General features: G+C 41.7%; 11 protein-coding genes and 2 pseudogenes. 6 read left to right on the top strand and 7 right to left on the bottom strand.

What is annotated here, in order from left to right; genetic code table 11:
- Positions 1-161: 161 nt before the first annotated feature.
- Positions 162-416, bottom strand: coding sequence for a GNAT family N-acetyltransferase (locus J2Y67_RS08525; RefSeq protein ID WP_310172840.1), 255 nt, complete (start codon positions 414-416; stop codon positions 162-164).
- 183 nt (positions 417-599) lie between these two features.
- Between J2Y67_RS08525 and J2Y67_RS08520 the strand changes: the two genes are divergently transcribed.
- Positions 600-860, top strand: a complete 261-nt coding sequence (locus J2Y67_RS08520; RefSeq protein ID WP_310172838.1) for a hypothetical protein — start codon at positions 600-602, stop codon at positions 858-860.
- Here J2Y67_RS08520 and J2Y67_RS08515 read toward each other — a convergent pair.
- Both J2Y67_RS08515 and J2Y67_RS08510 read right to left on the bottom strand, forming a co-directional pair.
- Positions 858-1,016, bottom strand: a pseudogene (locus J2Y67_RS08515) (transposase); the annotation flags it as partial. The gene J2Y67_RS08520 and the pseudogene J2Y67_RS08515 sit on opposite strands and share 3 nt — an antisense overlap.
- Positions 1,017-1,252: 236 nt before the next feature.
- Positions 1,253-2,005, bottom strand: a complete 753-nt coding sequence (locus tag J2Y67_RS08510; protein ID WP_310172836.1) for an FkbM family methyltransferase — start codon at positions 2,003-2,005, stop codon at positions 1,253-1,255.
- A gap of 664 nt (positions 2,006-2,669) precedes the next feature.
- Here J2Y67_RS08510 and J2Y67_RS08505 point away from each other — a divergent pair.
- Genes J2Y67_RS08505 through J2Y67_RS08495 form a run of 3 tightly spaced genes read left to right on the top strand, consistent with a single transcriptional unit; the run spans position 2,670 to position 5,347 of the window.
- Positions 2,670-3,509: a hypothetical protein gene (locus J2Y67_RS08505; protein ID WP_310172833.1), complete on the top strand. Its 840-nt coding sequence runs from the start codon at positions 2,670-2,672 to the stop codon at positions 3,507-3,509.
- On the top strand, positions 3,499-4,227 hold the full coding sequence (locus J2Y67_RS08500; protein WP_310172831.1) for a glycosyltransferase: 729 nt from the start codon (positions 3,499-3,501) through the stop codon (positions 4,225-4,227). The genes J2Y67_RS08505 and J2Y67_RS08500 overlap by 11 nt, the downstream gene beginning before the upstream one ends.
- A 4-nt stretch (positions 4,228-4,231) precedes the next feature.
- Positions 4,232-5,347 (top strand): glycosyltransferase family 4 protein, encoded by a 1,116-nt coding sequence (locus J2Y67_RS08495; protein WP_310172829.1) that lies wholly within the window; start codon positions 4,232-4,234, stop codon positions 5,345-5,347.
- Here the strand turns inward: J2Y67_RS08495 and J2Y67_RS08490 are convergent.
- From J2Y67_RS08490 to J2Y67_RS08475, 4 genes are all read right to left on the bottom strand, one after another.
- A complete protein-coding gene (locus J2Y67_RS08490) occupies positions 5,344-7,278 on the bottom strand; it encodes a glycosyltransferase (protein ID WP_310172827.1) in 1,935 nt (644 codons plus the stop codon). The genes J2Y67_RS08495 and J2Y67_RS08490 overlap by 4 nt on opposite strands.
- An 11-nt stretch (positions 7,279-7,289) precedes the next feature.
- The gene (locus J2Y67_RS08485; protein WP_310172825.1) at positions 7,290-8,852 is read right to left on the bottom strand and encodes a glycosyltransferase family 2 protein; all 1,563 of its coding nucleotides are present in this window, start codon (positions 8,850-8,852) and stop codon (positions 7,290-7,292) included.
- On the bottom strand, positions 8,815-10,845 hold the full coding sequence (locus J2Y67_RS08480) for a glycosyltransferase (RefSeq protein WP_310172823.1): 2,031 nt from the start codon (positions 10,843-10,845) through the stop codon (positions 8,815-8,817). Before J2Y67_RS08480 ends, J2Y67_RS08485 begins: the two co-directional genes overlap by 38 nt.
- 76 nt (positions 10,846-10,921) lie before the next feature.
- Positions 10,922-11,302 (bottom strand): DUF6385 domain-containing protein, encoded by a 381-nt coding sequence (locus tag J2Y67_RS08475; RefSeq protein WP_310172821.1) that lies wholly within the window; start codon positions 11,300-11,302, stop codon positions 10,922-10,924.
- On the opposite strand from J2Y67_RS08475, the gene J2Y67_RS08470 reads away from it, so the two are divergent.
- Both J2Y67_RS08470 and wecB read left to right on the top strand, forming a co-directional pair.
- Positions 11,286-11,915: a hypothetical protein gene (locus tag J2Y67_RS08470; RefSeq protein WP_310172819.1), complete on the top strand. Its 630-nt coding sequence runs from the start codon at positions 11,286-11,288 to the stop codon at positions 11,913-11,915. The two genes, J2Y67_RS08475 and J2Y67_RS08470, sit on opposite strands and share 17 nt — an antisense overlap.
- 333 nt (positions 11,916-12,248) lie before the next feature.
- Positions 12,249-12,857, top strand: a pseudogene (wecB, locus tag J2Y67_RS08465) (non-hydrolyzing UDP-N-acetylglucosamine 2-epimerase); the annotation flags it as partial.
- Between the last annotated feature and the right edge of the window lie 42 nt (positions 12,858-12,899).

The raw sequence follows: 12,899 nt of genomic DNA, 5'->3' as shown, positions 1-12,899 counted from the left end.
GCCAAATTTAATGGCCTTAGCCCGATAGAATATCGAGCTAAGGCCATTGCCTAATTTTATTTTTTTATACTGTCTACTTGACAGGGTGCAGTTCAAATTTTTGAGTGAATCGGCTTTTTTGATTTATCTTGTTATACAATCGCACCTGTTATAAAAAATCGTTAAATTGAAACATTATTATTTTGGATATTGCTCTTATAAATACTTGAACTACTTCCCCATGGATGATACCCGTCACCTATATAAGTGAATCCATATTTTTCATAGTATCCAATGTGATCTGTACAAAGGAAAACTTTATTGAATCCTGCTTTTTCGGCATCGGCTTTAGCACGTAAAAGTAACTCTTTACCTAAAGACCTGCCATGATAGCTTTTTTCAATATAAAGAGCACATATCCAAGGCCATAAATCCATGCGGCTAACAAAGACAGTAACATGATTCTAGACTTTAAATTCTAATAAAACAGTAAAAACGAGAATCCCTGTACTACCAGAAATGTCCTTTTCGTCGAACGAACTTACAGTTTAAAACAATAAATAATATAACAGTCGCGCTTAGTATAAAGCATGAAAGTTTACGCTGTAGCAGGTGAGTTAATGAGAAAATATGTATTATCGAAAACATTCGGGATTGTTTTAGGAACCTTAACGATCATTGCAATGTTAGGATATGGCTTTATGTTTTTTCTTGGTAAATCCTTGGGGCAAGCACTCAATTCCGAAATTGATTCATCATCAACTAATAAGTTTACTTTAGTGATTCTTATTACCCTTCTCACAGTAAGTGTAATAACCGGAGCAGGTTCCTTTGCATTAAACTGGAATGTATGGAGAATGGTTTACTCTGGATTCTGTTGATCCGCTTGTCTGATTTTGATTCACCCACTTATCAAGTGAAGACGGGGTTAGGTCATATTCACGAAAAATTTCTTGTCTTGGTTTACCGTTCAAATATAGCTGGACCATCTGATGTTTAAATTCATCAGTAAACTTTCTTCGTTCTCTTTTAGTCATAATAGATTCTCCTCAGAATTAGTAACTGTAGTCTACTTGACCTTAAGTTTTCTGTCCAGTTAAGTGTAACCTATTCACATATAAGAGACTTGGCGGAGTTTGAGGGGTGGCTATGGAATCCGTATGAAAGCATGAAGGGGTACGGAAACGATTCGCCCCAACCCTCCAAAAAAAGTAACCTTACTCAACAAGAGCAAAGATTATTTATCACTGTGTAACACTTATATAACATTGTCCTACTTCATCAGGATGTGAGGATGACCATTTTCTTGAAGTAATGTTTCCAGATTTATTAACAGCGGATCTCCCATTTCGTTTAATATAAAGAACTGCTTCCCTATATTTTTGTACTCCAGAAGTAATGCACAAAACGGCTCCCAATCTGCCTGAAGCATGGTTGGGTTTAACTCAAAAACAATCGTTTTCAACCTCCCACTTACAATAAGTTCACTCATGCCTTTAAATGCATGAAATTCTCCACCTTCAATATCAATCTTCAAGTAATCAATCTGATCCACGTTCTTAAAATCCTTGTCTAAAACTGCTGTAGATACTTCGATTTTTTCTATTTCATCAACATAGTGTTTCTTGTATGTAGCGGCGTGTTGATATATAGAACTATTTCCAAGGTATTTCTTGCATTGAAAAAAAGAGATGGTACTTGTTTGGGAGTGTACTGCTAGATTTAATGTAGTGGTCCGGTCATGTAAATAATTGAGTGAAAGATTGTCCATGAGGTACCCGTATAGATACGGGTTTGCCTCATACGCAAATAATTTTCCCGTTGATCCTGCAAGAAAACCAAGTAGTACAGAGTAGTAACCTACGTTTGCGCCGACATCAATAACTCGATCACCTGGTTTCACAGATTTAATAAAAAAATTGGTCAAAGGAACTTCAATTTGCCCCTTGGTCATTAGTTCAGGGGTCAAACTTAAATCCTCCGAGGGAACGATTAGTTTCCCACCCCAAGCTGTTGAAACCAGCATTTTTCCCCGTCCAATGTACGTACCGTGCATGCCCTCACCTGTCCTTGAGTAAGATTCTTTGGATTACACAACAGTTTTTAGATATGTATGATTTTACTAGTTGTACTTATTCTTCTTCCCGCTTTTTCTAATTTAACAACTCTTTTAGGCCGGTTTTTTCTTTATAATACTTTGTAAGAATCCGTGTTTAGTTTTTTAAAATATTCTTCATTATAAGATCATTTTTCGCGTATAATTCTACAAATCCTTTAAAATTCAACTCAATGTAATGATGTATAGCTTTTTAAAAAAGGTAATTTAACAGCAGAGTTTGTACTGATAGGGGGTTATTTGTCTGAAATACGTTATCTTTAGCCATTCAGGTTGGTCTTCTTTTCCTTATAGGCGTTATATTGAATTATTACCAGAACGTGATTGTACACTTTTCTTCGGAAAGGTTAGCAATGACGATGAAAAGATCTATGGACTCCAATCCTTATCCTTTGAAGAGGTTGATCGTTTAGAGAAGGGTGAATATACAGCTATAGTTGCATCCCCGTATTTGTTTCCACTTGTATTCCAAATTGAACCTAGGAACATAATCGCGTTGTTAGATCCTGTTCCGGTCGATGAAGAAGCGGGCTTGTGGCAAAAATTCAACGGGTTACTTGCAGCACAAGCACAATTGGTTGGTAGTGGTAATGAGGAAATTTATATGGAGCAATGCCTGCGTCACGAGAACGTAATGTTTCTTGAAAATGAAAATAAGGAATGTCAGACGATATGGGCTGACGTCGTTTTGGCTTTGGACCGAGGCGAGTCCTTAAATTCATGGAACCGGCGCCTGTGGGAATCGCGCGTAGCATATTACACCGGTTTACACGATCAAATCGGTGATCATGAAAAAGTGTCCTATTGGCTCGCCTTCTATCTCTATTTGTTGGAACGGTCGATGGCTAAACAATATCTGATCGCATCTTTTGAGCAAATGATTTTGAAGAATAATAGAGACTGTCTCTCTACGCATTATCGGTTACTCTCGGCAATCGAGGCGAAAGCCGGAAATCTGGATCTTGCGGTGCGCAAGTATGCGATAACCGCGATAACCGAAGAGGAAAAGCTAAACGTTAAAACCTTTTACAGATTACTAAAGGAAGGTAGAAGCGATCTGGTTAAAGCCAATATCTTTAAGTTGAATCAAGATTATTTGTCTGCTATTCGCGTGTTAATGGATTCTGACGATCCGGAAGCTGACCGCCATCTTCTCCCTAATTATCTCAACACTTACCGCTGGGATGAAGCGTTAAACCTTTTAGAAAAAAAGGAACTGCTGATAACGGAACAGTATTTTGTTGATGGCATTCGTGGCATACTGCAGCGGATACGAGGCAAGCGGCATGAGGCCATTCATCTATTGCTTCGTGCATCAGTCCAGGATTGGAAAGTCTTATCCAGTATTGCCGAAATTGATCAATGGGAACAAGCGATGAAGAAAACGATTAGGAGATTGAATGATGTTAAGTAAGGATGGGATTAGGAAAACGGAGGGAAATCGGCTTACGGCAATCATGCAAGTGCGGAATGAAGCGGACAGGTTTTTAGAAGCATGCCTTCAAGATTTAAGCGAATTTGTTGACGATATCATCATTGTCGATGATGCGAGTACGGACAGTACTGCGAGCATCTGTCGCTCTTTTGCTAAAGTCAGCACGCTCATAACGTTGGAACAATCCAAATTTCATAAGGAATGGGAACTTAGGTCGTTTTTATGGAACGTTGCCTGTTCCAAGAACCCTGACTGGTTGCTGGCAGTTGATGCCGATGAATTTTATGAAGATAAAGCGAAAATGTCTATGCGTATGTTAATGGATCAGGATCGATACGATTGGGTCGGTTTCCGTTTCTTCGATTTTTGGGGTGGTACCACCCACTATCGAGACGATAAACTTTGGCAAATTCACAGCCGGCATACATGTACGCTGATACGGTATCTTCCAGGGTACTACTATTTTTATCCAAAGATGGATCATCATGTTCCACGTTTGCCTCTTTCATATGCAGCTTTGCCTGGATGCTTATCAGAATTAAGAGTCAAGCATTACGGGTGGGCCATTTCTAAAGAGGAGCGCTACCGTAAATACTTACGCTATATGGAACGAGATCCAGAGGGACAATGGGGGAGTTTGGAGCAATATCGATCGATTCTTGACGAAAACCCTAATCTGGTTCCTTGGAGGGAATAGGAGAATGACACGAGAAATTGGCATTTTGACGCATAGTTTTGTGGATGCTTATAACGGCCAGACGGACAAAATTTACGGAGGCGGCCTGGAACGCTATTTGTACGATTTAGCTGAAACGATTCTGGAGTTGGGATGGAGGCCGGTCGTGCATCAGCTATCCCAATGTGGATCGTTTCGCAAACAGATTGAGGAGATTGAGGTTATTGGATATGATTACGGGGCTCAGGATATGGTGACAGTTTTCAATCGGATGGGTTCCGAAGCCGAAGGGAAGCTGATCTATGCTAGTTTTATATGGCATCCAATCCAATATAAGAATGATAGTATCGGAATTTGCCATGGAATCAATTGGGATAATCCATCGATTCCCTCGGAACATAAAGCAGATGTGGCGCAAAATATCCAGGGCGCAATAAGGCAGCTTAAGCGAATCGTTTCGGTTGATTCTCATTTCCTTACATTTTGCCGGTCCGTATGTACCTTCCAGGATCCCGAACAAATCGTTTTACTCCCTAACGCTGTAGATACACAAAAATTTACTCCTGAGGAAAAGATCCAGAAGGATTCAAATCGGATACACATCCTATACCCGAGGCGTATCAGCATAGAGCGGGGGATTATTCCGATGATGCTTGCAACGGATCGGCTCCTTGCTACCTATCCACAAGTCACGATTGAATTTGTTGGGGAATTAATTGAAGACAGCCTGCTTACCAAAACGTTTCGATTATGGCTGGATGCACATCCCCATAGGGATAGAATCCATTACCAAGTATATACTTTCGGGCAGATGGTTCAAGCATATCAACGCGCTGATATCGCTGTTATCCCGACAATTTTTTCCGAAGGAACTGCGTATTCTTGCCTAGAGGCATTGAGCTGCGGTGTACCGATCGTTAGTGCAAATGTAGGGGGGCTCAATGACTTGATCATTGACAGGTTTAATGGCCTTCTTGTTACCCCGACTGAAGATCGTCTGTTCGAAGCGATTCGCACCCTGATTGAGGATTTAAAGCTGCGTCGTCAGATCGGTGCGAACGCTCGTGCAACAGCAAAGGCTTTTGATAAAAGGATATGGAAAGAGAAGTGGACCCGGATTTTAAGCGAATATATCTCTTAGGTACTGCCAGAAGAGTAAAAGGCTCTTAAGATCAACCGTAATTCCGGGACTTTAAAAGGCAACGGATGATAAAAAGATGCCTGGGCAATCTGGCGGTAGGCGTTTCCAACGTAAGCTGTAAAGTGATCAGAAAAAGTAGTAATCGAGTCAGGTACGTTGAGGATTATGCCACAGGACTGTGCCAGCCAAGTGAAGACCAATAGTTCGGTGAAGTCCACCATCTTGTTTTTCGACGGGGTTTCACTCCGAAGGTTTTCATAAACGCCGCACAGTTCTTTTTTTATATTGATGGGAGCTTGGGACAGGCCAGATAAAAGTGGTAATGGTATGTTCGTCCAGCGAAGCTTGCTGCCCAAATGCCGGTACAGTTCAACAATAGCTTTCCACGCTCCAACTTGAATAAACATTTGTAACACAAGCAATATGTCTGATGAAGATGGTATCTGTTTATTCTCTCCCTCCAACTTTTGTTGGATGGAAGCAAGAGGTCCTCGAGCATGAAGTCCAGCCAAGTTCCTGGCATCCATCATATCGAGCCTTTTCCATGCGGCAGCCCACAGGTAACCGACAAGTTTCTGGTCAGCGGAGGATTCCCGCATCAGCGCCCGAAGCTTATGGCAAGCATGCTCGTCTTCATCATTTTGAAAGAGATATAATATGTTTAGTAAGGGAGGAAGAGGTAATCTTCCACACTCGGACTCGAACAAAAGGAACTTCAGCAATTCCTTCGCTCTCGAATTCAATACCGATGGGACTAAAATCGAAATTTGCTTCTGATTCATGGAATTCAAATGCTTTGCGAGAAAATTGGTCAGCCGAAAGGACCGACCCATTAATAACTCGAGTGCAACAAATTCCCCCCATGCCGGCAAATAATCTGGCCGAAATGAAAGAGCACGTTCATAATGTTCAGAGGCCTCCTCAAAATTAAGTAGACTTTCGCATATTCGTCCTGCTAAATAATGGGTCCTATATGTTCCGCAGCCAGAGGAGGATGAATAAATGGTGGAAACATCCCCTAAACGTAATGATGTCTGCAACGTTTTATAAGCATCCAAGGTCCTGCCTTGCCGCAGTAGCAATGAAGCTTGAAGCTCATATAGATCGCTAAAGTCGGCGTAATGGCTAAGACCTTTTTTGATCACTTCGCTAGCATGGTCATCCTTACCAAGCATATAAAGGCTAAATGCTGTTTTTAGGTATATGTCCGATACATAACCTGGACCTACATCTATAGTATCAAGTAATGACAATAGAATATCTGCTGCTTCTTCGTATTCTTCAATCTGAAAGTATTCTGTCGCAAGTGCATATTGTAGCATAACATCCTGCGGTGCTTCCCTTAATGCTTCCTTGATAATCGATTGGTTTCGATGAGCTTTATCCTTTCGGTCTATTTCCGATTTTAAATAGCCATAATGATCAATCTTCAACTTAGAGAATAAAAGCGGGGAGCCGGGCAGCTTCAAGATGCTTTGGGAGACCTCTTCATGAATTCTCCCGCAAAATCGAATTTGCGGGTCATTTCGGAATAAGCGGCAGACGCTGTCCGTTATGAACTCTCGGCTTTCAGACTCGCCGACGTAGCTGATCATTTGTATATAGTACCCATAGACACTTGTGTCAGACAGCAACTTCTCTACTTCTGCGATATCCCAATCGGCTGCGTTCTCATCAGCATCTAGCACAAGGATCCAAGAGCAAGAGGCTTTCTCTAGTACCGCATTCCGGGCTTTTGCAAAGTCTTGCTCCCATTTTACAGGTACGACCCGGGCTCCAAATCGGTGGGCAATGTCAATGCTTCCGTCTTCAGAACCCGTATCTCCTACAATAATTTCACTAACAAGGCTACGAACGGAATTAAGACAGTTTTCCAAATGTTCCACTTCATTTTTTACGATCATGCATAAGGATATATCCAATGGATGCATATATAGTCCTCCTAAAATTCAATCTTGGGAAAAGGTAATGTGTACCTAGCCCGCCAATGAACAGAGAATCGGGGAGAGGAGAGTGTTATATGATGCAGATGGGCGTCGGCCAAGGAAAGCAATGCTCTACTTTTCGAATAAGCCTCTTTAGTCAAGGTATCTGGAGAGGATGTATGTTTCGATAACCATGGGCGCAATAGTTGCAAAGCCTTCCCTGTTTCTCTGTTTACTAAAGCATCTTTGCTTGCTAGGTCTGTTCCGACTACAGGAAACATAGTACCAGTATCATCTAAGGTGTTATCTTTTTCTGTGGTTGAAATGCCTTGCTTTGGCAGTGATTTTTCTACTAAGGAAGCAGCCAAGAAGCAGTTTTCCTCAATCAGAGCTTTAACGACCAATAGTGTGGCATTTTTCCAGAGTGGAAGAAAACGTTTTATGATCAGTTCTGCCAGCTCATTTTCTTGATGGGTACATTTCATGATGCGAATTAGTTTTAAGAGTGGAGCTACCCAGCTTGATTGGAATCCAATCGCCTCGATGTACCAATGGATGGCAGAGTGTTCGTCTCCCAATTCTTCGTAGAATTGCCCTAGTGCGAAAGCAGATAAATAGGTTCCGGTTCCGGCATCTGTATGGTAGAGTAATGGTGCAGGTCCCTTCTGCAATGCAAGTAAATACATCTCTTTTGCTTCTTGTTCCCGGTTTGAAGCAAGCAGCACTGTTCCTTTCAAGTGATACAAATCGGTATAATCCGGAAACATAGTGATTCCCTGATCGCACGCTTCAATCGCCTCGGGGTTATTTCCTAGATGGAAGTGACAGCGAGTAATATATTTGTATAGCAAGTGAATGTAACTAGTCTCCGGCGGGGCTAGAGATAAAGACTCATGAAGATGCCCTAATGCGGATAACCAATCGTTCATGCGCATAAATTCAACACCGATATTGTAATGATGAAAAGGATCGTTGGGGTGTTCTCCCAATGCTTTTTCCAGCAGTTGGAGATTTCTGCGAATTTTATCTTTATCGGCAACAACGGTTCCCGCGTAGCCGTAATGGTGAATTTTTACTGAAGAAATATGCAAGGCGGCATCTGGCTGTCGATCGAGAATAGAAGATACAATCTGTTCGTGTATGCATCCACGAAAACGGTATTCAGGACGATTGCGAAACATCCGTATAATAGGATTCACGGTCGCTGTCGGAGAATTGATTGTTTCCCCGGAATGATTATGAATTTGTAAAAAAAAGGCTTCAAATTCTTGGTGTTCAGCACAGATTCGTAGCTGCTCCAAGTCATCAGCATCCAGTTCTTCGTCAGCATCAAGAAACAAAATCCATGTTCCCCGCGCCCGATTTAATCCAGCATTACGTGCGTGGGAAAAGTCACCTTTCCATGGAATCAAGATTACTTGTGCCCCAAAATTTTTTGCCACTTGAACCGTTTCATCTGTGGATCCGGTATCCACGATAATAATTTCATCTACAATATCTTTGACGCTCTTCAGACAGCGTGGAAGACAGTCGGCTTCATTTTTAACAATCATGCACATGGAGATGACTGGTTTCTTCATCATGTATCCTCCTTCGGAATCCTACCCATGCGGTATGCCATGATGAGCGGTTTAATAGTCGAATAGATTCAGCAATTTTCTTCAAATCGTTTAATAACGTTTGAGTGTCGGGCTCTAGTGATATGGCTTCTGTGATGTTGGCTGCAGCAAGATGAAGGTAGCAAAGAGCAACGCCTGTTCTTGTCTTCGGATTTTCGTCGCCGTTCTCAATTGACGTTTCAAAGATCTCAGCGGCCTGCATGTAGTGTCCTTTATCGAATAAAAGCTCGCCAATCATAAACATGATTTCCTCGTCATTGCGATTTTGATGAAAAATATCGAGTAAAATATCGGCGGATTGCAATGTCTTTCCCAAATAATAAAGCTCTTTTGCATAGAGTACCAGGTATTCTGGCTTCAGCTTAGCTAGTCGACTTGCTGTATACAAGCAATGCAGGGAAACAGCTTCACGTATCACCTTCTGAATACATTCAGATAAATGACGGAATTTTACAGATTTCTCTGTGCTTTGTGTATCTTCTAGAAGACATCGATCAAGGTCAGTGAGCGGACCTCGAATGAAGTCTGGTATTTCTGCCACAAATTCTTCGCGCAAACGCCCTTCTTGCTCCCATTGGCAAATGCTTCGAAGATAGAATAGCCTCTCGATATCCTCTGTTTCGGTGATACTCGCAAACCGGTATAAAATTTGATCGGCATCAGCATAATTTCCACATTGCATTAATGCAGTTGCATATCGGAACAAAAGTCTTGGAACTGTAAGCTGAGCTTCTGGGATCGAATCAACGACTTCTTGAAATGCTCCAACGTCAAATAAAGCTTCGGTCAAAATTGCATAATCGTCCGAACTTTGCGGTCGGACAATTCCTTGTAACAATATAGAAATTTCTTTGTCTGGAACATTTAATTGCCGAAAAGCTTCCGCAATACCATGTAAGGCGGGAACGTAAGTGTTGTGTACTAGCAGTGCTTTGTGAAACCATCTTGCCGCATCTTCCAGATGACCTAATAGTAAGGCTGTCTGAGCCATTTTGTTGAAGGCGCGATAGCTGTTTATACCCACTTCCATGACATAACCATCATTATGATGCTCAGTGGCACGTTGATAGGCCTCCAATGATGCTTCAAAAAGTCCTTGCATTTTCAATGATTCGCCCAGCAAATAGGAGAGGTCAGAATAATCAGGGTAAATGAGTAGTTCTTTTCTAAGTATTGTTTCAGCTTGTTGGACTTCGTGAAGTTCAAGCATGATTTTACTAAGATCTCGAATGAGTGTAGCCCGGTACGGAGCAACATCAGGAGTATGAATCAGAGCTTTGTTCATAAAAGCTTTGGCGTCCTCCAAATGGCCTTCCTGACAGTAAGTAATTCCCATATTATACAAATAAAATGGATGATTCGGCTCTTCTGCTAACTCTTTTTTTAAAAGCTCTTTGTTTCGTACTACTTTGTTTTTGGGGGTTATTATTTGAGGCAGATAGCCGTAATGGTCAATTCGAATGGGGGAATCTTTAATAAAGGATGAGCCGCACTTATCAACAATCGATTGACCAATATCCTCATGGATTCTACCGGTGAATTGATACCCCCTCCCATTTCGGAAGATGCGTATCGCTCTGTGCTTAAGACAATCCTCTGGATTCGGACCAAGTTTATTGTCTATCAAGACCGTAAACGCTTCAGCATTTGTTGTTTGTAAAAGCTCTCTAACTGCATTTAAGTTAGAAACTAGGCGCTCATCGGCATCCAGGTAAAGAATCCATTCAGTATTTGCATGTCGTAATGCTTCGTTTCTTGGTTCCGAGAAGCTGTCCTGCCACAACGTTTTAACTACTTTGGCTCCATAGGACCCTGCTAAAATGGGTGAGTCATCCGTTGATCCGGTATCTACCACAATGATCTCGTCTGCTCCTTGTATGCTCTCTAGGCATTGCGGAAGCATTTCCGCTTCGTCTTTGACGATGATATGGATTCCAAATAGACTTTCTCTCATCTTTTCCTCCTGAAGAAAGAGTACATGGAGGCCCATGTACTCTTTGGGTATATCTTATTATATTATTTGGGTTAAATTAGGTTCCTTGGGAGTTCACAATAACATCAATGGTGGAAGGACTTCCCGGTACAGTGGAGCTGTAGGACAAGCGGGTATATTTCAAGAAACGGGCAGGAACAAGAACATCAACGGATCCGGAAGCCAAAGGATCAATTGATATTGTGTCCACAAAATAGTGGACGCCGTCAGCACTGATCTCTACTTGTGTATTCACGGGATTCGTACCGCTGTTGTAAACAAAGAAAGAGTAAGTTCCTAACACGCTCGTTGTAACCGCAGCCAATGGCGTTAACGCGTCTGCCGTTGCGATACCGATTGTTTCTTGTTCAAAAAAGCTTTTTTGGGAAATGGCCGTAACGCTACTTAAAGTACCGTCGGTAATGGTGGCCCCGAGCACGCTGGTGATGGTCCCGCCAAGAATGTTGGAGACCGTACCAGCAGACGTCAAAGTACCAGCTGAGATAGTGGCTCCAAGCACATTGGTAATGGTCCCGCCAAGAATGTTAGAGACCGTACCAGCGGAAGTCAAAGTACCAGCTGAGATGGTGGCTCCAAGCACATTGGTGATCGTACCGTCAAGAATGTTAGAGACCGTACCGGCGGAGGTCAGTGTACCAGCTGAGATGGTGGCTCCTAGCACGCTTGTGATGGTCCCGCCGAGGATGTTGGAGACCGTACCAGCGGAAGTTAATGTACCAGCTGAGATGGTGGCTCCAAGCACATTGGTGATCGTACCGTCAAGAATGTTAGAGACCGTACCAGCGGAAGTTAATGTACCAGCTGAGATGGTGGCTCCTAGCACATTGGTGATTGTACCGTCAAGAATGTTAGAGACCGTACCGGCGGAGGTTAGTGTACCAGCGGTGATAGTAGCCCCGAGCATGCTGCCAATTGTTCCATCCAAGACAAGATTTTTTACATTTCCGCTTGTATCTGTGGCTAAAGCACGAGCGGTAGCGGTTGAATCTCGACCAAAAACGAGACTTCGCAGGTTATTGGGATCCGATTGAAAGACAGTTTCATTTGCCAAATAAACTCATCCTTTCTTTTTAGAAACCACGCATTCAAAAAAATGGTTTTTCTATATCTTCTTTAGTAGCCGAAATTCTGAACAATTTTTTCTATCTATTGTTTATATTTTACTTCCATTTCCCGAATCTCTGTTCAGCCTTGAATGCCGGCAGAATAATTTATTCATTAAATATTTAAGAAACACGGCACTTGCCCAGTCTATTCCGAAAAGTCTTAAAAATAGTGACAACATATAGTCAATAGGAAGTCAATTAGTTCAGGAATAAGTAAACATGATTGTAGTCACAAATACTTAAGTTAGTCGTTCCAAAAAATTCACCTATAAACATATGGAGAGTAAACATGTATCTAAAGGTGAATTAAAAAGCCTACGTCTAATATTAATGACTGCACACCGTCGTGAAAATCTTGGAGAGCCAATGGGGAGGATATTTAAGGCAATTCGTCGGTTAGTGGAAAAACATGAAGATATTGCGGTGGTATATCCTGTACACTTGAATCTAGCAGTTAGAGAATCAGCACAGGATATATTAGGTGATCATTCCCGAATCCATTTAATTGAGCCTCTGAATGTGATAGATTTCCATAATTTCATGTCTCGATCCTATCTCATTCTAACTGATTCAGGCGGTGTGCAGGAAGAAGCTCCGGCTTTAGGTGTTCCGGTGTTAGTATTACGCAATACAACTGAGCGTCCGGAAGGTTTAGCAGCAGGAACAATGAAATTGGCGGGAACGGATGAAGATGTCATATTCCAATTAGCTGATGAGTTATTAACAGATAAAAATTTCTATACTCAGATGTCTCAAGCCACTAATCCTTTTGGTGATGGAGAAGCTTCTCGTCGTATTACTGAAGCAATTCTATATTATTATGGATTTCGTAAAGAAAAACCAGATAATTTTACAAACTTAAAGTAGTGGTAAAGAGACAAAAAAAGTTAATATTTCATGTTTATCCAA

The sequence above is a fragment of the Neobacillus niacini genome (assembly GCF_031456445.1).
Taxonomy (GTDB): Bacteria; Bacillota; Bacilli; order Bacillales; family Cytobacillaceae; genus Neobacillus; species Neobacillus niacini_I.
This window is presented reverse-complemented; position numbering and strand designations above follow the sequence as displayed.

Excerpts from the sequence above, each read along its gene's own strand:
- J2Y67_RS08480 (WP_310172823.1), bottom strand. The coding sequence starts at position 10,845 with ATGAGAGAAAGTCTATTTGGAATCCATATCATCGTCAAAGACGAAGCG.
- J2Y67_RS08490 (WP_310172827.1), bottom strand. The coding sequence starts at position 7,278 with ATGCATCCATTGGATATATCCTTATGCATGATCGTAAAAAATGAAGTG.
- J2Y67_RS08500 (WP_310172831.1), top strand. The coding sequence starts at position 3,499 with ATGTTAAGTAAGGATGGGATTAGGAAAACGGAGGGAAATCGGCTTACG.
- J2Y67_RS08495 (WP_310172829.1), top strand. The coding sequence starts at position 4,232 with ATGACACGAGAAATTGGCATTTTGACGCATAGTTTTGTGGATGCTTAT.
- J2Y67_RS08510 (WP_310172836.1), bottom strand. The coding sequence starts at position 2,005 with ATGCTGGTTTCAACAGCTTGGGGTGGGAAACTAATCGTTCCCTCGGAG.
- J2Y67_RS08485 (WP_310172825.1), bottom strand. The coding sequence starts at position 8,852 with ATGAAGAAACCAGTCATCTCCATGTGCATGATTGTTAAAAATGAAGCC.
- J2Y67_RS08520 (WP_310172838.1), top strand. The coding sequence starts at position 600 with ATGAGAAAATATGTATTATCGAAAACATTCGGGATTGTTTTAGGAACC.
- J2Y67_RS08470 (WP_310172819.1), top strand. The coding sequence starts at position 11,286 with ATGGTGGCCCCGAGCACGCTGGTGATGGTCCCGCCAAGAATGTTGGAG.
- J2Y67_RS08525 (WP_310172840.1), bottom strand. The coding sequence starts at position 416 with ATGGATTTATGGCCTTGGATATGTGCTCTTTATATTGAAAAAAGCTAT.